Annotated in this window: 26 protein-coding genes and 1 pseudogene; 6 read left to right on the plus strand and 21 right to left on the minus strand. The window is 39.2% G+C overall.

The genetic code is table 11. The annotated features are described in order from the left end of the window. Positions 1-1,000: 1,000 nt before the first annotated feature. The 6 genes from ACRPI0_RS09975 to ACRPI0_RS10000 form a co-directional block, all read right to left on the minus strand. Positions 1,001-2,410, minus strand: a complete 1,410-nt coding sequence (locus tag ACRPI0_RS09975) for an MDR family MFS transporter (protein WP_432352511.1) — start codon at positions 2,408-2,410, stop codon at positions 1,001-1,003. Between the two features lie 150 nt (positions 2,411-2,560). Further along, entirely contained in the window at positions 2,561-3,028 is a 468-nt protein-coding gene (locus ACRPI0_RS09980) for a MarR family transcriptional regulator (RefSeq protein ID WP_432352512.1), read from the minus strand. 31 nt (positions 3,029-3,059) lie between these two features. After that, positions 3,060-3,203, minus strand: a complete 144-nt coding sequence (locus ACRPI0_RS09985; RefSeq protein ID WP_432352513.1) for a hypothetical protein — start codon at positions 3,201-3,203, stop codon at positions 3,060-3,062. Between the two features lie 225 nt (positions 3,204-3,428). Beyond that, the gene (locus ACRPI0_RS09990) at positions 3,429-4,349 is read right to left on the minus strand and encodes an iron-hydroxamate ABC transporter substrate-binding protein (RefSeq protein WP_432352514.1); all 921 of its coding nucleotides are present in this window, start codon (positions 4,347-4,349) and stop codon (positions 3,429-3,431) included. Between the two features lie 524 nt (positions 4,350-4,873). After that, positions 4,874-5,734 (minus strand): alpha/beta fold hydrolase, encoded by an 861-nt coding sequence (locus tag ACRPI0_RS09995; RefSeq protein WP_432352515.1) that lies wholly within the window; start codon positions 5,732-5,734, stop codon positions 4,874-4,876. Between the two features lie 961 nt (positions 5,735-6,695). Continuing rightward, entirely contained in the window at positions 6,696-6,929 is a 234-nt protein-coding gene (locus ACRPI0_RS10000; protein WP_432352516.1) for a DUF4279 domain-containing protein, read from the minus strand. A 469-nt stretch (positions 6,930-7,398) separates the two neighbouring features. On the opposite strand from ACRPI0_RS10000, the gene ACRPI0_RS10005 reads away from it, so the two are divergent. Together ACRPI0_RS10005 and ACRPI0_RS10010 are read left to right on the plus strand one after the other, a co-directional pair. After that, a complete protein-coding gene (locus tag ACRPI0_RS10005; protein ID WP_432352517.1) occupies positions 7,399-7,545 on the plus strand; it encodes a DUF2642 domain-containing protein in 147 nt (48 codons plus the stop codon). A 343-nt stretch (positions 7,546-7,888) separates the two neighbouring features. Next, positions 7,889-8,191 (plus strand): hypothetical protein, encoded by a 303-nt coding sequence (locus ACRPI0_RS10010; protein ID WP_432352518.1) that lies wholly within the window; start codon positions 7,889-7,891, stop codon positions 8,189-8,191. A gap of 693 nt (positions 8,192-8,884) precedes the next feature. Here the strand turns inward: ACRPI0_RS10010 and ACRPI0_RS10015 are convergent. The 5 genes from ACRPI0_RS10015 to ACRPI0_RS10035 all read right to left on the minus strand — a co-directional run bounded on the left by ACRPI0_RS10015 (position 8,885) and on the right by ACRPI0_RS10035 (position 12,738). Continuing rightward, complete coding sequence (locus tag ACRPI0_RS10015; protein WP_432355931.1) at positions 8,885-9,346, minus strand: DinB family protein; 462 nt, start codon at positions 9,344-9,346, stop codon at positions 8,885-8,887. Positions 9,347-9,531: 185 nt separating this feature from the next. Then, positions 9,532-10,086, minus strand: coding sequence for a GNAT family N-acetyltransferase (locus ACRPI0_RS10020; RefSeq protein WP_432355932.1), 555 nt, complete (start codon positions 10,084-10,086; stop codon positions 9,532-9,534). A gap of 186 nt (positions 10,087-10,272) precedes the next feature. Beyond that, positions 10,273-10,833 carry a tyrosine-type recombinase/integrase gene (locus ACRPI0_RS10025; protein ID WP_432352519.1) on the minus strand — a complete coding sequence of 187 codons (561 nt, stop codon included), beginning with the start codon at positions 10,831-10,833 and terminating at the stop codon, positions 10,273-10,275. A 137-nt stretch (positions 10,834-10,970) separates the two neighbouring features. Continuing rightward, a complete protein-coding gene (locus ACRPI0_RS10030; protein ID WP_432352520.1) occupies positions 10,971-11,114 on the minus strand; it encodes a hypothetical protein in 144 nt (47 codons plus the stop codon). Between the two features lie 241 nt (positions 11,115-11,355). Beyond that, on the minus strand, positions 11,356-12,738 hold the full coding sequence (locus ACRPI0_RS10035) for a leucyl aminopeptidase family protein (RefSeq protein WP_432352521.1): 1,383 nt from the start codon (positions 12,736-12,738) through the stop codon (positions 11,356-11,358). 347 nt (positions 12,739-13,085) lie between these two features. Between ACRPI0_RS10035 and ACRPI0_RS10040 the strand changes: the two genes are divergently transcribed. Beyond that, positions 13,086-13,517, plus strand: a complete 432-nt coding sequence (locus ACRPI0_RS10040; protein ID WP_432352522.1) for a YaiI/YqxD family protein — start codon at positions 13,086-13,088, stop codon at positions 13,515-13,517. A 63-nt stretch (positions 13,518-13,580) separates the two neighbouring features. Here the strand turns inward: ACRPI0_RS10040 and ACRPI0_RS10045 are convergent, their stop codons facing one another. Beyond that, positions 13,581-13,880, minus strand: coding sequence for an AraC family ligand binding domain-containing protein (locus tag ACRPI0_RS10045; protein WP_432352523.1), 300 nt, complete (start codon positions 13,878-13,880; stop codon positions 13,581-13,583). 152 nt (positions 13,881-14,032) lie between these two features. Between ACRPI0_RS10045 and ACRPI0_RS10050 the strand changes: the two genes are divergently transcribed. Together ACRPI0_RS10050 and ACRPI0_RS10055 are read left to right on the plus strand one after the other, a co-directional pair. Next, a complete protein-coding gene (locus ACRPI0_RS10050) occupies positions 14,033-15,109 on the plus strand; it encodes a type III polyketide synthase (RefSeq protein WP_432352524.1) in 1,077 nt (358 codons plus the stop codon). 10 nt (positions 15,110-15,119) lie between these two features. Continuing rightward, positions 15,120-15,650, plus strand: coding sequence for an isoprenylcysteine carboxyl methyltransferase family protein (locus ACRPI0_RS10055; protein WP_432352525.1), 531 nt, complete (start codon positions 15,120-15,122; stop codon positions 15,648-15,650). A gap of 42 nt (positions 15,651-15,692) precedes the next feature. Here the strand turns inward: ACRPI0_RS10055 and nhaC are convergent, their stop codons facing one another. Next, positions 15,693-17,093, minus strand: coding sequence for a Na+/H+ antiporter NhaC (gene nhaC / locus ACRPI0_RS10060; RefSeq protein WP_432352526.1), 1,401 nt, complete (start codon positions 17,091-17,093; stop codon positions 15,693-15,695). Positions 17,094-17,179: 86 nt separating this feature from the next. Between nhaC and ACRPI0_RS10065 the strand changes: the two genes are divergently transcribed. Next, complete coding sequence (locus ACRPI0_RS10065) at positions 17,180-17,326, plus strand: hypothetical protein (RefSeq protein ID WP_432352527.1); 147 nt, start codon at positions 17,180-17,182, stop codon at positions 17,324-17,326. A 78-nt stretch (positions 17,327-17,404) separates the two neighbouring features. On the opposite strand, the gene ACRPI0_RS10070 is transcribed toward ACRPI0_RS10065, so the two are convergent. The 8 genes and pseudogenes from ACRPI0_RS10070 to ACRPI0_RS10105 form a co-directional block, all read right to left on the minus strand. Next, positions 17,405-18,157 carry a thermonuclease family protein gene (locus tag ACRPI0_RS10070; RefSeq protein ID WP_432352528.1) on the minus strand — a complete coding sequence of 251 codons (753 nt, stop codon included), beginning with the start codon at positions 18,155-18,157 and terminating at the stop codon, positions 17,405-17,407. A 100-nt stretch (positions 18,158-18,257) separates the two neighbouring features. Continuing rightward, positions 18,258-20,297 (minus strand): annotated as a pseudogene (locus ACRPI0_RS10075) (catalase). 66 nt (positions 20,298-20,363) lie between these two features. Beyond that, positions 20,364-20,729 (minus strand): fluoride efflux transporter FluC, encoded by a 366-nt coding sequence (locus tag ACRPI0_RS10080; protein WP_432352529.1) that lies wholly within the window; start codon positions 20,727-20,729, stop codon positions 20,364-20,366. Then, positions 20,726-21,100 carry a fluoride efflux transporter FluC gene (locus tag ACRPI0_RS10085; RefSeq protein WP_432352530.1) on the minus strand — a complete coding sequence of 125 codons (375 nt, stop codon included), beginning with the start codon at positions 21,098-21,100 and terminating at the stop codon, positions 20,726-20,728. Before ACRPI0_RS10085 ends, ACRPI0_RS10080 begins: the two co-directional genes overlap by 4 nt. Next, positions 21,097-23,238, minus strand: coding sequence for an ATP-dependent helicase (locus tag ACRPI0_RS10090; RefSeq protein ID WP_432352531.1), 2,142 nt, complete (start codon positions 23,236-23,238; stop codon positions 21,097-21,099). The genes ACRPI0_RS10085 and ACRPI0_RS10090 overlap by 4 nt, the downstream gene beginning before the upstream one ends. A 227-nt stretch (positions 23,239-23,465) precedes the next feature. Then, positions 23,466-23,645: a hypothetical protein gene (locus tag ACRPI0_RS10095; protein WP_432352532.1), complete on the minus strand. Its 180-nt coding sequence runs from the start codon at positions 23,643-23,645 to the stop codon at positions 23,466-23,468. Between the two features lie 91 nt (positions 23,646-23,736). After that, positions 23,737-24,264: a signal peptidase I gene (gene lepB / locus ACRPI0_RS10100; protein WP_432352533.1), complete on the minus strand. Its 528-nt coding sequence runs from the start codon at positions 24,262-24,264 to the stop codon at positions 23,737-23,739. A 17-nt stretch (positions 24,265-24,281) separates the two neighbouring features. Further along, positions 24,282-25,076, minus strand: a complete 795-nt coding sequence (locus tag ACRPI0_RS10105) for an alpha/beta hydrolase (protein WP_432352534.1) — start codon at positions 25,074-25,076, stop codon at positions 24,282-24,284. Positions 25,077-25,142: the final 66 nt, after the last annotated feature.

A 25,142-nucleotide genomic window follows, 5' to 3' on the forward strand; every position in this document is an offset into this window, starting at 1 on the left:
GTAAAATGGATGAAATCATAGTACTCTCAGTATTTACTGTTAGCGTCATTGAGTTGCATACACCAGCAAAAGCCCGAACTGCAAGCCTATCTTTAAATGATTGATCAAATGTCCAATCACTTGGTATCAATACACACTTAAGGAGTTTTATCTCATCTACAAGTTAGTTAAGATCATAACACGTTTTGCTGTCATTACCGTGTAAGCGGTCCCCTTTGTTGTATCTACAGAATCTTAAATAGTGGCTGCTTTCTAACAAATAAACCTCATTAATTAAACAACAGATCTTGCTTTATTTCTTTTAAAAATCCGACTACATAGCCCAAAAAACAGACCCGAGCCTATGAAGAATGAGTTAAATAACATCGCCTCAGGAGAAAACGGATTTAAACTTCCAAACAACATTGCTATTACTAATATTGGTATGAAAAATATTAGCGTACAAACAATCGGATAGAGCAAAACTTTTAATTTTAAGAAACGACGATCAATCATATAGCCTCTTTTTTATCGTTATCACGTTATCGCACCCATTAATTGATTACTGCTTATTTAACTTGACTGTCTAATAATTGAATGCATAACTCCACACAAAGACCTTGTGTTTTATATCTAATCAACACGTCATTTATGTGAATAAATATTCCAATATCACGTCGTAATCGTTCGAATTGCAAAAATGTTAAGTTCGGATCAATTTTCGCTCTTTTGTTAGGGAACGACTTACGAACTGTTTGATTAATTTCAGTCAATTTATTTTCAAACTCTTTAGCAGTAGATGTATACGTAAGTATTGTCTCTATAAAATCAATATCTGTATTAGATAGTCCTTTATCTCTTCACCATTCACTAGCAGTTCTGCACTTCATAACATTGCCCCTTTTTCAGGTGTAAATCTTCTTCTATTTGGCCCCATTCTTGCACAGTACTAATTCATTAAACTCCCCGAATACTGAAACTGATCTTTAACGTTATCCTTAAATTCTAACTTCGCCTATTATTATTCTATCCTTTTATCTGTAAGAAATAGACTTGGGATAAAAATTACCAGCAGGACAATTGTGGATACTAAGAATCCGGCATGGTAACCTTTTAAATCATTGACAATCGATGGTTGCAATTCGTGTGTGACAGTTGCCACAACGGTTGCGATAACAGCTGTACCAAAGCTTGAACCAAGGTTTTCAATAATATTAATACCGACACCTGCTTCTGGAATTTGTTTGCTGTCAAGTCCTGTATAAGCGTCACTCATCAACGGAAGATTAATGCCTCCAAAACTAGTACCACGGATAAACAATATGATGGAAATCCAAATCATACTTGTTTCATCAGTGATAAAGACAAGTGGAATAGAGCCAATAAGTGAAATAACAAGACTGACTATAACCACGTATTTTGCACCGATCTTATCAATCATTTTACCCATCAATGGTCGAGTAACAAGCATTCCAATCCCTTGAGGAATTAGTGCAAGCGATGCTCCGATTGGCGTGAAATCAAGTACGTTTATAAAGAATAATGGAAGTATTAACATTGGTCCCATGATGGCAATGTTCGCTAAAAACAAACCGATGCTTGATGCTAAGAAAGTTTTGCGTCTAAACAAATTCATCGGAAGAACAGTTGGATTCTTTCTGATTCGATTATATATGAGATAAATTACTGCTAAAACAATGCCAATCCCTATCCATTGGATTGTTTGACTATTACTAAATGATGCATGATCTGCTGCACTTGTAACTCCGTAAATCAATGCCACACTCATTAATGCCAAATTGATAATCCCGAAACTATCTAGTTTACTTTCTTTGTTGAATGGTTCAAAGTCTGGAATATACTTCATCATAAGTGGGACAGCAATTAAAACGATGAACACGTTGATGAAGAAAATCCAATGCCAGGAAGCACCTTGAATGATGAATCCTCCGATGACAGGCCCGAAGATAGGTCCGAAGATCATGGGCGTGCTAACGATTGCCATGACTCTCCCAAGGTTTTCTTGTCCGGCTGTTTTAACCAAGAGTGTCATCATAAGCGTGGTAATAATTCCAGCACTAAATCCTTGAAGAAAACGCAAGAAAATGAAACTCAAAATGTCCCAACTGAAGCCAATAAAAACAGAAATAATGCCAAATGCAATTACTGCACCCACAAAAACTTTCTTCCCGTTAAATTTATTCATAAGCCAACCAGATACTGGTACTGCAATGGCAAGGGCTAAAACATAACCCGTAATAGACCATTGAACAATTTTCAATGTCGTGTTGAAATCTTTTATTAGTGTATTAACTGCGATGTTCACCATAGTGGAATCAAGCATTGGAGCTATTCCCCCAAGTGCAATCGCCCAAGCAGCAACAAGAATTCCTTTTGGTAATCTTGGTTGCTGTATTTTATCTCTCGACATATTTATCTCCTTTTAGACATTATTTGTTTCCCCGTCAACAAAAGTACCATTATTATGTTTCCTTGTCAACAATAAGACGACAAAGAAAAAGGCATCCTATTCTCAATAGAGATAGGCTGCCTTTGATGTTATTATTTTTAATTTCCCAATCTATTTAATAGTTATATCTTGTTTTTTAATCTCAGCATCCAAATGCTGACTATACTTTTCTATGAAGTTAAGTATACTGGAAAACTGTTCCTCAGTTACTTGTTCAAATATGACATTGTCTCGTTCTTGAAACTCTTTATGTAGCTCCTCATGGGTATTATAAATAACTTTCCCTTGGTAACTAAGCCTAAAATAAACTTCTTTTTTATTATCCGGCTTTTGGTAAGTTTCAATAAGGCCTTTATCTATAAGCTTTTTAGTTAATTTACTTATGGCACCTCTAGTCATATAAAGACACTTCGCAAGTTTTGTAACATTGGCATCTACATTTTTTTCAATGGATTCAATACAATGAACTTCAGAAGGCTTATACCCCTTAAGGATGTCTTCCATTTTAGACTTATTAAGCCAACCCATTTTATCAAATAAGTCTCTGAAGTTTGTTATAAGTTGTTCTTGTTTGTTCATGGCCTGCCCTCCAAACTTGTTGCCACGCTAATCATATTATATAGCTCATTTGTTTCCTATACAACAATGTTAATACGCCTGTACTTTTAGCATCTGGTACATTTGCATCGATTTCCACACGAGTAATATTCAACACTTGTTTAAACAGATGCAATTTCTGGTAATTAAATAACAATCTACCTCCTTCGCTTCTGCTAATAACCATACATCACATGTAATTTTTTAAAATCACAAAAAAAGAACACAGAATGCTAAATTATCACATTCTGCGTTCCCTGTTTTATTTTAAAGATTTTTTGTTAAAGTTTATTGTTTATTGTTTTTGGGAATAAACAATGAACCGCTCCAACCACTCTGTGTTTTCAATATTATTTAAAGCAACAATCTCTTAAAAAACAGCCTATTTTAAAAATTGTTCTTCAAAATATTTCAGTTGGTAATCTAAAGTTTCAGAATCATTAAACATAAAGGCATTTCCATCCACTTCAATTACATGGTCGTTCTTCACAGCTGGCATTTCTTTATATAGTTCAGTCTCTTTAAAGGAATTATCTTGGTCATTGTATTTACTTACAACCAAATAGTCCCCAACATAGTCAGGTAATACTTCATTTGAAATCATGTAGTATCCTTCTTTACTGGTCATTTCCTCTACTTTTCCAGGCATTTTCAGACCCATTGCTTGGTAAAGAACCTCTGTGCCTCTTCCCCAACTATTGCCAAGAATACCTATACTTTTATCGTAACTTTCCATTACAGTCACTGTTGAATTTTCCCCAATTTTTGCTTTAATTTTATCTCCTACAGTAGTTGCACGTTTTTTGAAGTCATCAATCCAGTCTTGAGCTTCTTTTTCTTTGTTTACCAATTTACCAATTTCTAAATGCTGTGTTAAATAATCGACTTTATTATACGTATAGGTAACAGTTGGGGCAATTTTTTTCAACCTATCTAGGTTATTATTATCACTGCCTCCAATAATTAAATCTGGTTTTAATTCAATAATTTTCTCTAAATCCTCATCTGAAACAGTTGTAACATCTTTTAATTGATCTTTAAATAATGGACTTCCCTTAGACCATTCGTCCACCCCTACGATATTGATGCCAAATGAGATTAAGTCACCTGCATTACCAGTCAAAACTACTACTCTTTTCGGATGAGCGGGTACTTCAATAGGTCCATTTTCAGATTGATATGTAATTGTTCCACTTTCAACCTCTTTATTTGCATCTCCTGCTGCCTGATTCTTTGTGCTATTGCCACAGGCACTAATAATAAGCACACACATTAAAATGAAAGGTATTAAAAATTTTTTCAATCTAAGATCCCCCTTTATATTTGTTAACATCTCTATCGTTCCAACGCGGTAATGATAATGATAATCATTCCCACTCAAAATCATAGTCTCCTTTTAAATTCTTGTCAATAGCAAGGTAAGATAAATTCCCCATTTCTATCGTCCGCTCGCTCACAATATCCGGCATAGAGAACATTTTGGAGAAATATCGATCGTTCTATAAGTTTGAAGTTGAGGAATTGCTTGTTTGAGCTAAATGAAAAGGTATCCATCAAAATCCGATTTAACGTAATGAGGAACTCCATTCTGATTCTCAAAAGCATAGCAGAATGTATAAATTAACAATCACGCATAGAAAGCCTATAACGCCCTCTATATTTGACAAAGGGTCTTTATTTGAATGGGATGTATACATCACCCAAAAGAGGTATATACGGCTATAGAAAATTGACGGGATATAAAAGTAGCCTTGTTAAATTCAATTTAACAAGGCTACTTTAACTATCTCCTTCTACGAAAGCAATTTGTTGAAGAAGAAAATGTTATTAATAAACTTCGTGAGTGCTTTCTTGTTTCCACAACAGAATTTCATTAGCAACTTTTTCAGGACAATCCCAATGAAGGTGGTGTTTAGTGTTTTCTATACCTATTACCTTTAATACTTTAATACCTTTTTTAATTTCCTGTATTCCCTTTTTCCGGGCTGAATCTGTCGGTTCAATTGTTGCATGAAGTAATAAAACAGGACACTGAATACTAACAAAAGTGGTCGAACAAGGCTCTTTATAGAATGCCTTAATAATCGCTAAAATACTGAAAACATCAGCCTTAAATACATAGTTATCTTTAACCTTTTTAAAGCTAGATGCTATTAATGAATTAAGATTTGTATCCCATAGCTTTGTTGTGTAACTTTGATATTCCTTGACCACTTCGTCCCAAGAACTATATATACTGGATTCAACATATTCCTTCCAATCTATCAAGGCTTTTTCCTCTGTCAGTCCATCAACATGTTCGGGAAATGCATATCCTCCGTCTAATAAAATAACGCCCCTAACCTTAGCCGGAGATATTTTTGCTACATTTAGGCAAAGGTCAGCTCCCCAAGAATGTCCCAACATGTAAAAAGGTTTATTAGTAATCTCTTGTATTACTTTATAAATACTCTTTGCTAAGGAGGAAAACTTATAATCCTCCTCCAGTTTTAGTGATTCAGTTTCGCCATGTCCCGGGTTATCTAAAAGAATAAGATGAAAATCATTTCTTAGGTATTCAATAAGCCCTGAAAAACTTTTTAAATCACCAGTCATTCCGTGAAGACAAACAAGTGAAGGAAGGCTGTTATCACCAAATTCACATCCGTGAAAAGTATTGCCATCTACAGCTATTTTAAACTTCTTCAATTTTATTCCTCCCCCTCTATTTCACCTATTTTGTTATATTCTTTAATCTGTTTACCTCCAGCTAATGTCCCGTTTGTTGAAGAGCTATCTATATCATGGTACCATGTTTGTCCATTTAGGAGGCATAAGAATAACCGGGCAAAAAGAGGCCCGGTCCTTTTTTGTTTATTTTACATCCGATATTTTATACACCATTCCATGTATTCCTTTGTATACCTTAGGAAACATTTGTGCTCCACACTGATCACATTCAAACATTGGTGGAACAGTTGGATCTCCATCATCCATTCGATTGAAGTCTCTTAAAACTTGGTAAGGGATTTTCTCTTCCGCATCACACTATAGACATTCGTATATTACTGGTGCCTTGATAATAGTTGGTTTGCTTTTGTTTTTCTTTTTGCGTGGTTTGCTGGTTGGTGAAATGATGCCTCCCCCTTTCTAGAACCGTTTGTAGGTGAGGGCTTTCATTTTTTCTTTTTTATAATACCCAAACCGATAAAATCCCTACTATTCTTATCCTCAAAGTTAAAATATAACTTGAAAACAGAATGTTCACATATAATCCTTTTTTCATTCAGACTATTTATCTGTTTGTTTTTGCTTTTTTCCAAATACTACGTACGTATTTTTTCAAGTTGCTGCTTTTTATCATCTTGGCAGGCTTGAGTTTTTCATGATATTTTGACACAGCCTTCATACTTTTTAATCCAATTGATATTCCCCCTCTTTATTCGACTCCTTTTCTTATCTTTAAAGAGAATCTATTTGGCCCTATTACTGAAAAAAGGATGCAATTCTTCTTCCTGAATTCCCCTATTACTGTAATAAAAATCTCTTTTTTTGTTATCAATATGTAAACCAGGTGTACGTCCATTTTCTTTTACTATAAAAATTGAGTAATAGCATTCCAATTCACACTTCCCTTTTAACTAATTTATTAAAAATGTTTAACTTTTAACTATCTTAAGGTTTGGTCCAATTGCTCTTTAATTTCATAGGACTCTTGATAGCCTGTACTTAATTCCCAAGCTATTTCTAGTATAGAAAGGATTTGCGTTAAAGTAACATATTTTCGATTAAAGGGTCTAGCAATGACATCACCCTTTTTATAAGTATTTGTAGGTTCAATTTCCAATGTTTTGGTTATAAAATAAATTGGAAACTTATTTACAGAGGTACCACGGTAAGCCATTTATTAAGTATTATCTAAATTAAATTCCCTCGTCTTTTTCAGGAGTTTCGTTAACTCTACTCATTTTATCACTCCTTAAATCATATTTAAGGTGCTTTAAAAAGGCCCGATTGTAACTTAGCCGTTATGCATTAATTGGCCAATTCCAGCATACACCACTCACTGTTCACCTCTATAGCTCTCCCTGTCACTAAATTCCACTAAAAATATGAGTTTATTGGGAAAACAAAACTTAAAGATTAAGGTCATTAGAATTAATTCTTCAATATTTCGTGTCTTTCTTATTTCAGCTCAATCAATAGCTCCCAAGTTTTTTTCACACTATTTGTTTCATCAGGAAACTGCCTATCATAAACAATCTACCCTTCTCATATAATCACTGGACGTTACTAAATGAGGAGTGAGCAAAATAGAAATACAACCATTTTATAATTATGATCCGTACGTCTATGAGACATTATCGTCCATAGTGGGGAAGTTCATTGTCATTGAAACTACCCAAGGCCCGGTCGAAGGTATCATCAAAACGGTGAAACCTGACCATGTAGTAATTAAGGGACGCAGTAAGGATTTCTATGTTAGGATTGCTCAAATCGTTTGGCTCATGCCTGAATAATTGAAAAAGGGAGACATTCCCTTTTTCGATTTCTTATAAAAGGACCTAATGAATTACATCATTTAAATGGTTTATTGTCTGACAGCAGCTTTCCCTCTATTGTAGACGAAGGAACATTCTTTACTTGCTTCTTACATTCCATATTGATCATGACGGGGGTAGCGAGACAATCATCTGTCTGATTCAGCGTCATCTTCCGTTTACTTCTTTAAATCTACATAGTATTTAGGGTAGTATTCCTTATCGGGATAATCGCTATCCCCACGCCCGAAGGGAATGTGCCCTACCCAATTTCGGCGGAGTTAAATGAATAGTTTCATTCATCTAGCCTTCGTATTTCTAGTTGCTCCATACAGTTTCGTATAAATCGGGATTGCATCCATTTGATGAAGTATTAAAGAACCAGTTCCCGAAACAATTCAGATTCGGAACCTGGCACCTTAAATCTGAGATTGGTTCACGTTATACGATTTACATGGATATGGCTTTAGTAATTCTTTCTGTGTTCGAATTAATATTCGGATCAGCTAGTCCACTTGTCATTATTCTTTCAACTGGATTGTTTGGCTTCGCTGTATCAACCTCAGTCGGAACACTTTCTCACGCACTCACAACAAGCATATTCGGTAGTCGTGAGTATATCTAGATTTACTGGACTGCCTCTCTCGAACTCACTAAATGTCGCAGGAATTGTTACATTGCCTGCGCATGGATACATTTTTGATATTCCAAAGAGCTTTACACTGGCTTTATATGCACTGATCGTTATGCTAGTGCTAAACGTAATTCTTGTACGTATGCATTTATTGGAAAAACGAAATTTAAAGGGCAGGTTCATTGGAATTTATTCTTCAATCATAAAAGCTGTTTCGACACTAGGATTAGTGTTGAAACAGCTTTTATGAGGTTTCGTTAAAAAGTACATGTACAATAAATTTTCACGTTTTTTTAAACATCCAGGTTTACTTCTTGCACAGCGTTTAATGCAGGAGTCTCAATGTAAATGTTTTGTAAACCATGTTTTCCTCATTCCAGCTATCAAATGAAAAGTTATAATTTCATATAATATGATCAATTGCTTGGAGCGAAAGATGGCCGACTTCATAGGGATTAGCGTACGTCTTGAGACCCCGAGGTTCAAGTCTCCCCCCCGGAAAGCGTGCCATCTGCAGCGCAAAGTAATCGTTTCGTTAAGTTTGACCCTATTGTTGAGTGATTCTTAAAAAACATCTCATTTCGATAAGTCCACATAGATTTTCATTCATACCTTTTATCTATCGTTCTTTCACGGTTATATCTACTAAAAAGTAAAATTAGTGACTTTCGGAAGAACAAGCGATTATTTTTCTAGTGTTCTCATGATCTTCTTAATTACTCTAATTTGGCCACGATGATTCAATTCATCTTCCATGACATGAAACCATTTGAAATAATTGTTCGTGAGCTCTTCATCCCAAAATGGAAATCTTTCGAATAACCATGAATCTGGTAGTGTTCGGAATGTTTCAATTGTCTTAGCTCGTGTTTTCTCCATTTGTTCTAAATAAAATTCAATTGGATTGCCTTTAATTTGTTCGCGCCCTGCCTCTCCAAGATCTAGGGCAGGATTCAACTCTTCGAGATCTTGTTCTGTATACTCTCGCTTCTCAAATGTATCAATTTGATATGCCTTTTCAACAGACACCATATGGGCTAGTAACATACCAATTGAGTTGGCATCCTCATGAATTAGAAAATCCAGCTCTGGAATGGTTAAGTCTTTCACTTCAGCTATTGTTGTTACTCTTGTATATTCCATCATGGATACCAACTTGCCAAACTCTGCACTCATTCCCTCTTTTTCTTCAATCAAATAATATCCGTGTTTGCCCAATCTTATTCCCCCTATAACCAATTTTTTCACTTCTACTTCCGTCTTTTTTAAGGCTACACATACATGTGAGTTCCTAAATAACCCTGGTCGAACTTATGAGGTTACAATCTATCTCAGAGTTTGTTATACAACAAGGAGTCTTCCCATTCTTCACGTAAGATTCCCATCCGAATTGAATCATAGTATTGACCTCGATAGTATCTAACTTTTCGCATACGGCCTTCCAGTTGCATTCCTACTTTTTCGCCTACTCGAATCATCCGTTCATTTCCTGACCACGTTGTGAGACCTACTCTTTGTAGAGATAACTCGCAAAAAATATGAGGGATCCATAGCTTTAGTACGCGGGTTCCGAGTCCTTTGTTCCAACACGTTGATTCATGAAGAACAATCCCCACCTCTAGCCATCTCTTTTGGGCATCTTCATAATAATAGCTGACGACTCCACATACTTGATCGTCAATAACAATAGCCCAAAAATCATCTATTCCAATCCAAGTAGGTGCGAGTTTCTCATTGAACTCTTCAAAGGATATCGCTTGGTGTGGGAAGTATGGAGCGTCCCACTTTTTCCATTCTGGCGCATTTTCTTTATAGATTAGCTCCCAGAGCCTTACTAAATCTTGTTCCTCGATTGGTCGGATACATACTTCCTGATCACGGTACATTAAAATCCCCATTTCAACAGTTGTAATAATTTGATAGATTGAAAAGGAACTCATCACTGACTTTAACTCTCAATCATTTCAAATAATTTTTATGGTTTATTTGCCTCATAACTATCATGTATCCAAGGTATTATAACACTATTCCGATTTTTTGTTTAGATAATATTCCCATTTTATTAGTGTTTATTAAAAATACTTACTATATAAGTCATATCTTAACTTTCCACTCAAATGAGCATAAATCCGTGTTGTTTCGCTTTTCTCATTGCCGATCAGGTTCTGAATCACCTCAAGGGTCGCTCCATTATCTACCATATACGTTGCGTAACTATGACGTAATTGATGAGGATGAATCGTTTTATTAATGCCAGCAAGCTTGGAAATTCGATTAATGACATAGCGCAAGGTATCTATGCTCATCCTCTTTTTCGAATTACGTCCTGTTATGAATAGACAAGGATCCATATCTTCTCTTTCATCTATATATCTCTTTAGCAAAATGGAACATCGGATATTGAAATAGACTTCCCTTTCCTTGTCACCTTTACCAAGCACAATCACTGAGTTCCCCGCAAAGTAAATGTCTTCCCTATTTCGTTTTGCGATCCCACCAATTCTGCACCCAGTAGGGTAAAAGAACTCAATGAGCGCTTTTTCCATTGTCGAACTACATGCTGCACGCAAATGTTCGATCTCGTGCTTTGTTAAAAACTTCGAAATTCGCTTGCCTACCTTGGGCTCTTTCAATTTTGAAGCAGGATTCTTTTGGATATGCCCTTCTTCATGAGTCCATTTATACAAAGATCGAATGAATCTGATGCGATGTCCTAAGCTTGATGGTTTTAAATGACTCCCTGCATCGATTAAGTATTTTTTAGATCATCTTAAGTGAGTTCACTCATTCTGACATCACCAAAATATCGGGTTAACAAATTGAATTGAAAACCGTACATTTTTAGCGTCAATGGTGAAAACCCTTCGATTTTTTTATCTGCCTGATACTTGTGCCGTGCTTCTGTTAATAACATATTATGACACTCCTAGCCTTTATTTTTTCACCAGCACTAACTGAGGATCCAATAGAAGACGCAAACACCTCTATAATTTTCCATATATTTAAACACTATCATATTCCGTTATGTATTTGGTTTATTTTTTCATTAATGAATTGGATACCTATCTCTTACTACACTCTATTAGTAAAATCCTCAATGCAGCAAAAAACGCATTGCTGAGAGCAATGCGTTTCTACCATATATTTCAATATTCTTATTCAGAAATCCCTGTTACATAATCTGCAAGCAAACGCGCACCATAGCCCGTAGCAGTCTTTGGATAATAGCCTGAGTTTGATGTCTTTTGCATCATTCCTGCCATGTCTACGTGCAACCACCGCGTTTCTTTAGAGACAAAACGTCGTAAGAAAAGAGCTGCTGTAATTGAACCGGCAAAGCTGAGTGAGCTGATGTTATTGAAGTCTGCATAATCACTTTGCAAAGTTTCATCATAGGCTTCAATTAACGGCATTGGCCAAACCGCATCCCCATTCTTCTCTCCAATTTCTTTCATCTTACGTGCAAGTTCTTCGTCTCCAAATACGCCTGCAATATCGGAACCAAGTGCACTCTCGATCGATCCCGTTAATGTAGCGATATCTACCACGAAAGCCGCGTTCAATTCACCCGCGCGTATCAGTCCATCTGCTAAAATCAGACGACCTTCGGCATCTGTATTGCCGACTTGGACTGTATGACCGTTTTTGTACTGAATAACTTCACCCGGAAGTACCGCCGTATTATCTGGCGTATTCTCAACCATAGGAATCAGTGCCACAACGTTAACGTCGGCTCCACTGTCTACAAGTAATTTCATAGCTCCTGCAACTGCAGCTGATCCGCCCATATCCATACGCATGTCACTCAAATCTTTGCCACTCTTCAAACTAATACCACCAGTATCGAACGTCACACCTTTACCTACTAGTGCAACTAGAGGCTTCGATGGGTTGTTGCAATAAGCGATTTCTACAAATGATGGTGCGTAACGACTTCCTCTGCCAACAGTTAAAACGCCATTCATCTTCATCTCTTCAAGTTTCGCTCTGTTATGAACAACAACGTTCGCACTTGTTCCATCGAATACTTCCTTTAGACGCTCAGGGTAAGATTCTGGATTTAGTACATCTGACAATTCATTCATTAAATCACGTGAAAAAGAAACGGCTTCAGCTCGTTGTTCACCTGTTTGAATGGCTTTTTCAGATGCGCCTTCTATCGTTAACTTTGTACTGAATGGTTCTGCATTCGATTTATATGTTAAGAACTGATAAGCGCCGAGGTGCCATCCTTCCACAAATGCAGTGACTGTTTCGTCTTTTGCTGCAGCAGAAAATTGAGTGTAGAGTGCATCTACTGCAACAGCTGCCGAAGATACTTTCGCACGGCTCAGCTCTCCTGCTGCAGTTCCCGCCATTGCTCGAACTGTTTCAAGACATCCTTCTTTGCCGTCTTTCACTTTCATAACAAACCATTGCTGACCGTTAGAGAAGACGGTGCTTCCTGATCCACCCTGTAATTGTCCCACAAATGTTGTTAGATCCTCGTTCTGTTGAACTGTAGGTTCCGTTGAAAAAAGTATCTTTACTTCTGTCATTCTAATTCTCCCCATTCTTATATCGCTTATTATGTATCTACTAAACCTATACTAGTGTACCATGTGAAAACAGAGGATTCTAATAGTTGATCGCACACATAAAACTATCCCACATGGATGTTACCAAATCACCGGTATCCACTCGTTATTTAATCCCTTTTTATACTTTTGCTTCATCCACTTTTATCTAACCAATTTCAAGTTTATCCACAACAATTCCATATTCTTAAGTTACGTGTTTTCTAACAGTATTACCAAGTTCACGTGCTCAACCTACTCGAAAGACTGAAAAAATGATTTTTAATCGCCAGCTGTGATACGCTTTACTTAAGTGGGGTGAAAGAAAGATGAAAATATTAGTCGATGCCGATGGGTGCCCTGTTGTAGACATTACGATCAGCACCGCAAAGGCTCATCAAATTCCTTGTTTACTCATTTGTGACACAGCTCACGAAATGGTACGTGAAGGGGCTGAAACAATCGTTGTTTCAAAGGGAGCAGATGCTGTAGACTTCGTCTTAGTAAATCGCATAAAATCCGAGGACATTGTCGTCACTCAAGATTACGGACTAGCAGCGATGGCACTTGCTAAAGGAGGTCGACCAATTGATCAAAATGGAAGATGGTATACAGATGAAAACATTGACCAGTTGCTATACTCCCGCCACTTTGCTCAAAAAGTTAGACAAGCAGGCGGACGTTTAAAAGGACCAAAAAAACGCTCCGCTGAACAAAACGAAGCGTTCCTGACAAGTCTCTCAAAACTCATTTCACATTAATTAGTATGATTTACATCTACCTATGACGCATATTTCATAAATGATGTACATATTCTAATTGCGTTATGGAGTTATTTGAAGCACACAAATATCCGCATCGGTCTCTGCGAACAGACTATGTTTTTCGTATGGGGCCATGTGCAGGATGTTCTCCCCTGAAACGGTAACTGGAGTGCCTTCCACAGTAAATCGGACGTTTCCTTTTCTAACGATGATCAGAACTTCTCTGTCTGAATCATGCTCTGCTACTTCTTCACCTGCACGCAACTGAATGTTTAGTGCTTTTGCATTTGGAATTGCACATACTTGTTCCACCGACTTCGCTTTACTGTCTAGTTGACTAGGTGTTTCTATAAGTTTCAAAACTATCTCCCCCTTCTCCTATTAATAGAGTTTTGCTTCTTCGATATAAGTGTACAAGACTTCAGTATATTTTACTTATTTACCGTTTGATGACGTTTGAACCATCCAAATTCAGGAGATTATCTAAGTAAAGACAAATAGGAGGTCCACACATGCCCCAAATTCTATCAGTAAGCACCCATTTACCACCTCACGTTATCAAGCAGGAAGAAGCCGTTGAACTATCACGTTCTGTTTTCAGTGGACGTTTCAAAGATATCGAACGGCTTTTAACAGTCTTCCAAAATGGTGATATTGAACAGCGAAATGTCTGCATGCCACTCGATTGGTATGGTCAAGCTCACGACTTCGAAGAGCGTAACGAATTGTACATATCCCGTGCAATCGAATATGGAACAGCTGCTGTCACCGATTGTCTTGAATCCAGTATGTTGGACCAAAAAGTTGACTACAAAGACATTGATGCCATAATTTTTGTATCGAGTACAGGAATTGCAACCCCTAGTATCGATGCACGTATTATGAATAAGCTACCCTTCCGTGACGATGTGAAACGTATTCCCCTCTGGGGGCTAGGGTGTGCAGGCGGTGCTTCAGGGCTTAGTCGGGCGAACGAGTTTTGTTTGGCGTATCCTGAAGCTAATGTGCTCGTTCTAGCGATTGAATTGTGCAGTCTTACATTCCAGAAAGACGATTATTCTAAGAGTAATCTTGTAGGCGTTTCGTTGTTTTCAGACGGAGTCGCTTGTGCATTAATTGCTGGTGACCAATCCAATTTGCGTACGCAGCAAGTACGACCAACCATCGTTGGCACAACATCAAAGCTGATGCCTGATTCCGAAGATGTCATGGGATGGGACGTGAGGAACAGCGGATTGTATGTCGTCTTCTCCAAAAGCATCCCCGTCATCATCAGTGATTGGCTAGGACCTTTTGTCCATCAATTCTTAGACAAGTATGACCTCACCGATAAAAACATTTCCCATTTCGTCGCACATCCTGGAGGAAAAAAAGTATTAGAAGCCTATGAAGAAGCATTACACTTCGATAATTCAATGACTGAAATCTCAAGGAATGTATTGCGAATGAACGGAAATATGTCATCCCCTACAGTTCTTTACGTATTGAAAGAATTCATGGAATCAACCCCTACAAAAGGTGATTACGGAGTTCTCGCTGCACTTGGTCCAGGATTTTGCGGAGAACTTCAACTGTTGAAATGGGAATGAGGTGGACACATTGTTCTTCTGGATTGTAATTTCAATTGTTATCCTTCAACGACTCGTTGAACTAGTCATTGCGAAAAGAAACGAGAAACGAATGCTAGCTCAAGGCGCCTACGAAGTCGGTGCGCGACATTACCCTGCAATTGTACTCCTTCATACTGCTTTTTTTGTATCTCTACTATTAGAGGTGTTAGTTCGTAAACCTGATTTGTCTCCAATCTGGGGTGTGTTATTGACCATCTTCCTACTCACTCAAGTGCTTCGGGTCTGGTGTCTTACATCTCTTGGGAAGTATTGGAATACCAAGATCATCATTCTTCCAGGTGCAGACGTTGTCATGAAAGGTCCTTACAAATTCATCCGACATCCTAACTATGTAATCGTTGCGACTGAAATACTCGTCTTGCCTATGATATATGGCGCTTATATAACGGCCATTCTATTTACTTTGTTGAATGCTTGGATGATGTCCGTACGCATCCCTCAAGAAGAACAAGCGCTAAAAGATGCAACCAATTATAAAGAGAAGTTTTCATTAGAATAAGCAAAAGCAGCGACTCAATGTGAGACGCTGCTTTTTTGTTGTTTATGAATGTGATTCTTCCGCTGAGTCTTCATACGTCAATGTTTTGCCAAACAAACTGAACAACACCGTTAACACGGGTGAGAACAAGCAGAAGAATGCAAAACCGAAGTATTCGACTACAGGTACGCCTAATACATCCGCAATGAATATCCCGCACACACTCCATGGAACCAGTGGATTGACCACTGTTCCTGCATCTTCCATAACACGGCTCAAGTTCTTGCTCGCAAGCCCTAGTTTTTTGAATTGACCTTGGAATGCTTGCCCTGTCAGCAGTATAGATAGATATTGTTCTCCAATCAATACATTTATGCTGATTGCCGTTAACGCAGACGCCCCGATGACTGAACCTGCAGAGCGTAGGGATTGTTCCACTTTTGCAAGTAACGTTTGAACAATCCCTAACTTGAACAATAGCCCACCCATAGTAAGTGCTAGGATCACGAGTGTAATTGTGAAGAACATGCTACTGATGCCACCACGAGTTAGTAGACTATCTACCGCTTCAACACCTGTCTCGGATTTGAATCCTTCAAAAAGGATAGCGAAAACTTGTGAAGCGCTGTATGCATGTAACGCACACCCAATCGCTACTGCTGAAACTGTACTTGCCGCCAAAGTTAGCAGTGCTGGGACTTTCATCAACGTCAAGACAATAAGTATGACTAATGGTAAAAATGAAATCCAGTGAACAAGACCCGTTTCAGCAAGCGCTTCACGGAACGATTGGATGGTATCCAATTTCGCATCCCCTGCTGCAGGAGATAATATCGCGAAAATCCCGAACGACAAGGCAAATGCTGGAACCGTCGTCCACATCATATTACGAATATGTTCAAACAAATCGACACCCACGATGGATGAAGCCAAGTTCGTAGTATCAGATAATGGAGACATCTTGTCACCGAAGAAAGCACCTGAAACAATTGCGCCTGCAGCAATTGCTGGAGATAGTCCAAGTACGCCTGACATACTAAGCAACGCTACACCCACCGTTGCAACGGTTGTTAACGAACTTCCGATGGATATGCCGATAATTGCAGTTACAGTGAATGCAATCGCGTAAAAATAAGAAGGTGTGATCAGTAGGAACCCGGCATTGATTAAACTTGGGATTGTTCCGCTCATCATCCAGCTACTGATTAGCATGCCGATGAAGAAGAACAAAAACACCGCGCCCATACCGGCACCGGATCCTTCTGTCATTCCGTCTTGGAGTTTAGAATATGGAACCTTTTTGAGTAATCCATACCCAATTAATAGCAAAATGGAAGCTAAAATCGGTAAATGTGGAATGGACCCGAAAAAGATGATACTTACACTGATCATTCCAATGATTAAGATGATCAAAGCAATTGATTCTTTGAATGTTGGCTTAAGTAATGACTGAATGTGAAACATGGCGACGTCCTCCTCGGCTTTTGCGTACAAAAAAACTCCATTCGATCCCTAAAACAGGGACGAAGGAGTTCTCCGCGGTACCACCCATGTTGATAAGCTATTATGCTTATCCACTTCATTGGATTCAAAGAAAGCTCGTTGACGTAATTCATGAACACGAATCGCCTGGACTTGCACCGCCTGTCCAGTCTCTGCTTGCTGCTAATTCGGTCACTACTGCATCATCGCTTTGAATGTATAGTTACTATTCGGTTTGAATGATTATTGAAATCTTACCATGACATGAAAGTTTGTCAAGTCATTCAACACACTTAACTTGGTTCACAAGCGACGCCGTCTTTGTCACCATCCAACCGATTACTGTAGGCTGGATGGCCCCGTTTCACACCATTTTGGTACACTTTACGGAGTTCTGTACAGTTTGCGAACTGCTCAGTTGTGTTTGTTACAGGCTTTTTCTTGTCAGGCTTCGAACTAGAATTTCCTTTGAAAGGGTACGTTTCATTGTCGAATCCGCGATCGGTTGCATAATCTTCCAACGTCCAAATCCCGATTCCTTTTTTCTTCGCTTCGTTCTGAGCTTTTTCATAGGCATCCAAATGTCGTGTGTTCGGTGGATAGACATAACCAACTCGAGCAAGCCCTTCAGCAATCAATTTCTCCTGAACGCTTTCTCCGTCTATGTAAATATAGGCAAGCAATCGATCGTATTTATCATACTTCTGTCCGACATCGAACTCAATTTCGAGTTTACCACTATTCATCAATTCTTGGTTACGTCGCTTTGCTTCTTCCCCGAATGGTTGTTTCCCTAATCTCGGATGGTTCGTCTCTGGCGTATCGATTAGTAAATAGCGGACATTCGTTTCTTTTCCTTCGTACATGATCTTAATTGTATCCCCATCAATCGTTTTAACGAGTTCAACGGGAATCAGTCCATCTCTTGAAGGAGTTGCGTCTTCTTCTTGAAAGAAAAAGTAATAAGCACCTGCGAGTAACACCGCAACAATCAGTGCAGATAGACTCCCTTTTCCTTTGCTTTTTTTACTCGTTCTTTGTGCCATAATTATTCAGTCCTCACTCGTTTCTTCAGTGATAATAGTTTACCAGGTAACAAGTCGAAAGAAAAGCAGCTCCCCCGTAAGGCAGCTGCGGTTACTCCATTTATCGATCCCAATGACGGTGTTGAGCCACTGTATCTACAAACTGTTGAGCAAAATCATTGCTTGTAGATAGGATAATTCCTGCCGTCATTTCTACGTTAGAATCTTCTACAAATACTTGACCTTTTGATAAAATACCAATCGGCTTAAAATGCTTATAAGCTTCGTTTAGGAAGTCGATTGTATCCGTCTTAAACTTCTGAGGATTTTCAGCATCGCCACCTGCAACGACAATGGCATCATACAAAACAGAATGCATTGTTAAAAATGTTTCATCCACTTCTGCTGCCAAACCATTAGAGCCAGTTACAGTACCGTAACGTTCACTCACTAAGTCCACATTCATGCCCGCTTCTAAACAAGCTTCTACAATCGTTTCCACTTCAGCATCATCAAATTGATTGCCAATCAATATCCCGATGTGTCGAGTTTCCGGCAATTTTACTTTATTCTCTTGACTTAAAGCTGGTGACCTTTTCGTAACTGTGCTTTCCTCACTCGCACTTGGTGCATGTACTCCGACTGCATGTGCAACGGCAGAAGCGAGACCATTATCTACATGACCAAACATGTCTACGACTTGCTGACGAATGTCTTTGTTTTTCACTTTACCGACTTCAAAGCTGAATGCATCGATAATATGCTTCTTTTCTACAATCGTCATGCTGTTCCAAAACAGTTTTGCTTGAGAGAAATGGTCTTTGAACGAATCACTTCGCGCCGCGATTTTACGTCCATCCACTTTTTCCTGATAGTGAACGTATCCGCCCTCTTCTTCTGTAGAGGTCGATGGCGTGTTGTCTGCTAATGAGTTTTTATGATACGTCACTTGACCTGTGTTAATGGTCTGTCGGCCGAAGCCATCGCGCTGATTATTGTGGAAAGGACAAACTGGCCGATTGATAGGAAATTAATGGAAGTTCGGTCCGCCAAGACGAATCAGTTGTGTATCTGTATAGGAGAACAATCGTCCTTGCAATAATGGATCATTTGAGAAGTCGATACCTGGGACAACGTGACCTGGATGGAACGCCACTTGCTCGGTTTCTGCGAATACATTATCCACATTGCGGTTCAACGTCATTTTCCCGATAATTTTGACGGGGATATCTTCTTCTGGCCATAGTTTAGTTGGATCTAAAATATCAAAATCGAAATCGAATTCTTGTGAGTCCTCAATCAGCTGAACACCTAGTTCCCATTCAGCATAGTCCCCATTTTCAATTGCTTCCCATAAATCTCTTCTATGGAAGTCAGGATCTTTCCCATTAATTTTCTGGGCTTCGTCCCACACTAAAGAATTCACGCCAAGTTTCGGTTTCCAGTGGAATTTCACAAAATGTGATTTGCCTGCTGCATTCACGAAACGATACGTATGGACACCAAATCCTCCCATCATGCGCAAACTGCAAGGAATAGCGCGGTCCGACATATGCCACATAATCATGTGTGCAGATTCTTGGTTGTTTGTGACAAAATCCCAAAACGTATCATGAGCGGATGCAGCCTGAGGCATCTCATTGTGAGGCTCTGGCTTGACCGCGTGAACCAAATCAGGGAACTTTATGGCGTCTTGAATAAAGAACACAGGCATGTTATTTCCAACCAGGTCGTAATTCCCTTCATCCGTATAAAATTTCACAGCAAAACCACGGACATCCCGAACGGTTTCAGCGGAACCTTTACTACCTGCCACTGTTGAAAAACGTGTGAAAACAGGCGTTTTCTTGCCTGGCTCCTGCAAGAAATCCGCTTTCGTATAGTCACTCATCGATTCATACAATTCAAATTCTCCGTGAGCTGCATACCCTCTAGCGTGCACGACCCGTTCTGGTATCCGCTCATGGTCAAAATGCGTCATTTTCTCACGGAGATGAAAATCTTCTAATAGTGTCGGTCCACGTACTCCCGCTTTTAATGAATGCTCATCCTCTGACACTTTCAGATCTTGGTTGGTCGTCATCGATTTATTTTTGTCCTCAGTTCGAAACGTTTCAAGTTGTCGGTGTTTTTTGTTCTGTTCTTCATATTCATTTTGCAAGCTTGTCCGCCTCCATTCAAGAATATCAGTCACAAGTCTATTCCTGAACGAGAACTTACTAAACTGCTAGACACTGAAAAAAGAACCGCTTATATACCCTACATAAACGAATAAGATGCCTAAAAGAATTGAGCCCAGCATATATGTACTTGCCTTTCCCCACTCGTGAAGGCGTGACATACCTAGCACTTCTTTTATCCATGTGGAAAATGTCGTCAAGGCTCCTGTCAATCCTGATATTAGAAAGAAAGTTAGTGGAATTGAAAGGCCAAGACTTGCTACAAATCCAATTAGAAGACACCCTATCATATTCACAATAAATGTCCCTACGGGTATAGAAACATTCGAATTCAACTTTTTAGAAACGACATAGCGAATGACCGCACCTAAAAAACCACCTGCAGCAACTGCAATAACATCCAAGATCGTCATCCTTCTTGCCCCTTTCCACCAAGTTGAAATCCAAGTGCTCCGACGAACAAACCGATCAGCAAACTTACGCCCACATAGAGCATTGCCATTCCTACGTTAGATTGAAGTAATGTCATTGTTTCCATACTGAGCGCAGAGAACGTCGTAAATGAACCGAGAAAGCCTACTGTTATCGCGTCATAGGTTGTTTTGTTCACAAGTGTTTCGCGGAGGGTTCGTTCGACGAGAAAGCAAAGAATGAATGTACCTGCCATATTGGCAACGAATGTACCCACAGGAAATCCATTTGCCGCGGGAATAAGAATGCCTATTAATGTTCTTGCAAGAGCACCAAGAGCTCCTGCCACCCCAACCCAAATCAGAACTTTCATAGCTCAGCACCCTCCAACATTCGCTTTTCGAGTACAGGTTGTAGTGCTAAGCGCTTTGTAACTGTGGCAAATCGAATTTCAATAGATTCGGAATTCACTTCTAGAATTTCCCCTTTACCAAAAACTCGGTGTTTTACGAGAGAACCTGCCGCCAACAACTTTAAATCCCCAATGCCATTCGGATTCACAGGGATCGACTTTGGTGCTTGTTTTGCGAGGCTACTAGTCTGTTTTGCAACACCTGTGTTCTTTGGCAATAAAATCCCTCTTACTTCATCAACAAACTTGGAGTCTTCTTTCGATTTACCGTCTTCCGATGCATAGGACAGTAACTCAAGTCTATTTTTCGCTCGGGTCATGCCTACGTAAAATAGACGACGGGCCTCTTCCAATAATTGCGGATCTAGGAGATCTTCTTCAGAAGGTATGGTGCCTTTAACAAGATCGATCATAAACACCCTTTTGAACTCTAATCCTTTTGCGCTATGGAACGTCGAAAGTGTGACTGCTTGTCCAACCGGCTCTTGCTTCGCTTGCTGCACTGCTTCTTCCAGTGTTTTCAATTGCTCAGCAAACTCAATCATTGTCCTTGTCTGTTCAGCAATCCCCTCTAACGTATCCAAAATGCCTTTCAAGCTGTCTGCCCGGTACCCGAACTTTGTGGACATACTCACCAGACTCTCTTCGTAGCCAAGTTCGTAACGAATCATACGGATGATTTGAGCCGGTCTCCTATCCGACATTTTTTTGTAGACAGCCTGATAAGCATCGAGCTTCCTCACTTGACTGTCTTTTAGAACAGCCATCTGCTGGAATGCATCAAAAACATTCCCATCTAATGTGCTCCGTTCAAACTGCTGTAACGTTGATTTTGATAGGAACAATTGCATTTTTCCAGCGACCTTTGCAAAGATGTCTTTTCGTTCCAAGTTAAAACTGAGACGCATAAAATTCAGCACATCTTGAACGACCCAATGGGAGAAGAACTTATCATCCGCGTCTTTCATATAGAAAGGGATTCCTCTACGATGGAGTTCATTAACAAAAGCAGTAGAGGACGCATTATTTCGGAATAAGATTGCCACTTCACTCAGTTCTTCCTCTGCAAGAAGCTCATACGTCACATATTCCAACTGGTGTTTCGGATTCGTTAAACGCCTTAATACGATTGCGCCTCTCGAACCGTTTTCTGTATGCATCTTCTTATCCCATCGCTTTTTGTTACGCTTGATAAATGTTGCGGAAGTCGTCACGATTTCAGATGAAGATCGATAGTTCTGTTCCATATATAATAGTTTCGCTTCCGGATAGACAAGCTTGAAATCCATTAAATAATCCGGATCCGCGCCTCTCCATGCGTAGATCGATTGATCATCATCAGCGACGACACAAAGATTTCCATGCATCGCCGTTAAGTGTTCAACGATTTTGTGCTGAACTAGAGATGTGTCCTGACTTTCATCCGTTAAAATATAGTCAAACTTAGATTGAAATTCTGAGGCGAGATGGTCATCTGTTCGCATCGCTTGCTCAGCAGCAAGCAATAAATCATCAAAGTCGAGAAACGTTTCCTCAATAGACGCATTTTTGGTTGCTTCATAATGACGTGCAATTTTCGCCGCATGCTCAAAAGGTTCGTCCTTATCTGTCCACTTTTCACTCGCGATTATTTGGTTTTTCATGAGACTGATATACGTTGAAAGTGAATTCAACTGGTCTTCTGTCGCATTTTCTTTTAGCACATGGCGGCAAGCTGCTTTTAACGCATTTTGTTTTTGGAACCCTTCGAGCAATGTGAATTGGCGACCTTGAGATGCCAACCACTTTCTAGAAATCGTAAATGCCAAACTATGAATAGTTGAAAAATCCGCTGAAGGTAAATCAGGAAATAACATCGAAAAGCGTTTTTTCATATCTTTCGCCGACGCTTTACTAAACGTAATTGCTTTAATGCGTCTTGGTTGTACTCCATGTTCTTCTATAAGATATCCAATCCGCATGATGATCGTCGTGGTCTTTCCGGATCCTGGACAAGCAAGAAGAAGCAATGGCCCTTCTGTTGTTAGTACTGCTTGCTTTTGCACATCATTCAGTTGGATATTCAGTTGTCTTTTTTTACGTTCAAAAAAATCTTCCATCTACATCAAATCTCCCTTAAGATTACGTTCCTTTAAATTTATCACAAATCAGAGGGTATGAAGACAATATAAGTTCGATATATGAATATATGGTTTACCGTTACTTTCTGCTCTAAACAATTACCTCATCTAGCTAAGAGAATTAGTAGATCACCAATTGTCGAACACAATAAAAAAACCTCCGCAACTATTTCTGCAGAGGTTTGTTCCGTGTAACGGGTGGTAATTTAAAAGCCACCTGTTTCAAGTCGGTCATTTTGCAGATCGACTTTTTTGGTAGCACTTCCCGTAAGTGCAGTGGAAGCGACTTCATTCGTTCTTCGCTGATCATCTGTATACTCTGTTCCAGCTGCGCTACCCGTTTGACGTTTCGTCTGCTTGTCTTGATCTGTTTGCTTTTGTGACACACTCACCACTCCTTTTCTGAAGGCTCTATAGCTAGCATGTCTCAAAAGTACGTTAATCAGTCAGGTGAAATTTACCTGTTACTTAAATCGGTCACTTAGGATTCCCAATCTCATTAAATGGATAGAAACGAAACTTTACTTTTCCGACGACAGAATCTTCTTGGATGCTACCAAATATCCGACTATCCATACTGTTTGCACGGTTATCTCCCATGACGAACAGTTGACCTTCGGGCACGATGAATTCAAAGTCCTGCGTCAACCGCTCTCCCTCTAGAAGAGCATCCTTGTTGGGATCTAGGTAGTGTTCCGGATACTCTTTTCCATTAATGGATAGTTTATCATTTTCCATTTCCACTGTATCTCCAGGTAAACCAATTACTCGCTTGATGAAATCTTCATCTGCATTCGGCGCATGGAAGACGATTTTATCGAAGTGTTCGAGTGACGATATCTTTGAGATGACCACGCGATTATTATTGTGATAGGTCGGCTCCATCGATTCACCTGAAACAATAACTGGTGTAAAGAGAAACTGTCTCACGATAAATGCGACAAGTACTGCGACGATTAAGGATTTACCCCATGACCAAAATTCTTTCTTTGACTCAGCTTCCATAGTAAACCCTCCATTTATCAATTTTCAATTACATATCCAAGTGAACGTAATACATTATCAATGAATGATTTCGTATATAAAAAGACCTCTTCACGCTCAGGCTCGTGATAGACATCATGATACAAATGGCGCCATTCTTTATACTGAAACTCACTTAAATTTTGACGTTTCATCCATTTCTTCGTCTCTTTTATATCAGTCATCCGATCCTCTCCACCCGTGTGAACGAGCAAAGGTAAGTCTTGGATGGACTGTTCTGCTTGAAGACTGTTTTTCATGAATGATGTGAGCTCCTTATACCAACCACCCGTTACAACTGACCGGACATCAGATGAATGCCGTGTCTTCGGACGCTCTTCTGGGTTTTTCGTAAGTAATTCATACGAAACGCCATGATCGAGCTTCATGGAAGACGACAAGCGTGTTAGCATCGATGAAAACTTAGGTGGATGATGAATCAACGATAACCAAGGTGAACTGATTATAAGCCCAGCACATTCGATTTTTTGGCGTTGCAGCAAATGGATTATTACTGTTGCGCCAAGACCATGTGCTAACACAATGACTGGTACACTTTCTTTCAACCCTGCATCGATCATCTTCTTACTATACTCCACATACGATTCGAAGGACTCGTCGTAAGGTCTACTCTTATCGTCAGGACCATGACCAGGTAAATCACCTGTGATCACATCAAATCCTGACATTCGTAATTGCTGAATTAGCCATGCATATCGCTGATGGTCTTCATATGCGTTATGTACAATGACAATGACTGCTTTTGCTTGTCCATCTGCTTCCCATTTCCACATAGCGCTTCCCTCCATTTATTCCAATGACTATTCCCCTCTTTGTACAAGTCTTAAAACTTTGATAGG

Origin of the sequence: Sporosarcina sp. A2 (assembly GCF_050858885.1) — a bacterium.
Taxonomy (GTDB): Bacteria; Bacillota; Bacilli; order Bacillales_A; family Planococcaceae; genus Sporosarcina.

Coding starts and splice junctions, on each gene's coding strand:
- ACRPI0_RS10015 (WP_432355931.1), bottom strand. CDS start 9,346: ATGATGGAATATACAAGAGTAACAACAATAGCTGAAGTGAAAGACTTA.
- nhaC (WP_432352526.1), bottom strand. CDS start 17,093: ATGTTTCACATTCAGTCATTACTTAAGCCAACATTCAAAGAATCAATT.
- ACRPI0_RS10070 (WP_432352528.1), bottom strand. CDS start 18,157: ATGGCACAAAGAACGAGTAAAAAAAGCAAAGGAAAAGGGAGTCTATCT.
- ACRPI0_RS10035 (WP_432352521.1), bottom strand. CDS start 12,738: ATGACAGAAGTAAAGATACTTTTTTCAACGGAACCTACAGTTCAACAG.
- ACRPI0_RS10040 (WP_432352522.1), top strand. CDS start 13,086: ATGAAAATATTAGTCGATGCCGATGGGTGCCCTGTTGTAGACATTACG.
- ACRPI0_RS10000 (WP_432352516.1), bottom strand. CDS start 6,929: ATGGCTTACCGTGGTACCTCTGTAAATAAGTTTCCAATTTATTTTATA.
- ACRPI0_RS10050 (WP_432352524.1), top strand. CDS start 14,033: ATGCCCCAAATTCTATCAGTAAGCACCCATTTACCACCTCACGTTATC.
- ACRPI0_RS10080 (WP_432352529.1), bottom strand. CDS start 20,729: ATGACGATCTTGGATGTTATTGCAGTTGCTGCAGGTGGTTTTTTAGGT.
- ACRPI0_RS09980 (WP_432352512.1), bottom strand. CDS start 3,028: ATGAACAAACAAGAACAACTTATAACAAACTTCAGAGACTTATTTGAT.
- ACRPI0_RS10085 (WP_432352530.1), bottom strand. CDS start 21,100: ATGAAAGTTCTGATTTGGGTTGGGGTGGCAGGAGCTCTTGGTGCTCTT.
- ACRPI0_RS10020 (WP_432355932.1), bottom strand. CDS start 10,086: ATGTACCGTGATCAGGAAGTATGTATCCGACCAATCGAGGAACAAGAT.
- ACRPI0_RS10030 (WP_432352520.1), bottom strand. CDS start 11,114: ATGTTATTAACAGAAGCACGGCACAAGTATCAGGCAGATAAAAAAATC.
- ACRPI0_RS10105 (WP_432352534.1), bottom strand. CDS start 25,076: ATGTGGAAATGGGAAGCAGATGGACAAGCAAAAGCAGTCATTGTCATT.
- lepB (WP_432352533.1), bottom strand. CDS start 24,264: ATGGAAGCTGAGTCAAAGAAAGAATTTTGGTCATGGGGTAAATCCTTA.
- ACRPI0_RS10065 (WP_432352527.1), top strand. CDS start 17,180: ATGTTGATAAGCTATTATGCTTATCCACTTCATTGGATTCAAAGAAAG.
- ACRPI0_RS09975 (WP_432352511.1), bottom strand. CDS start 2,410: ATGTCGAGAGATAAAATACAGCAACCAAGATTACCAAAAGGAATTCTT.
- ACRPI0_RS10090 (WP_432352531.1), bottom strand. CDS start 23,238: ATGGAAGATTTTTTTGAACGTAAAAAAAGACAACTGAATATCCAACTG.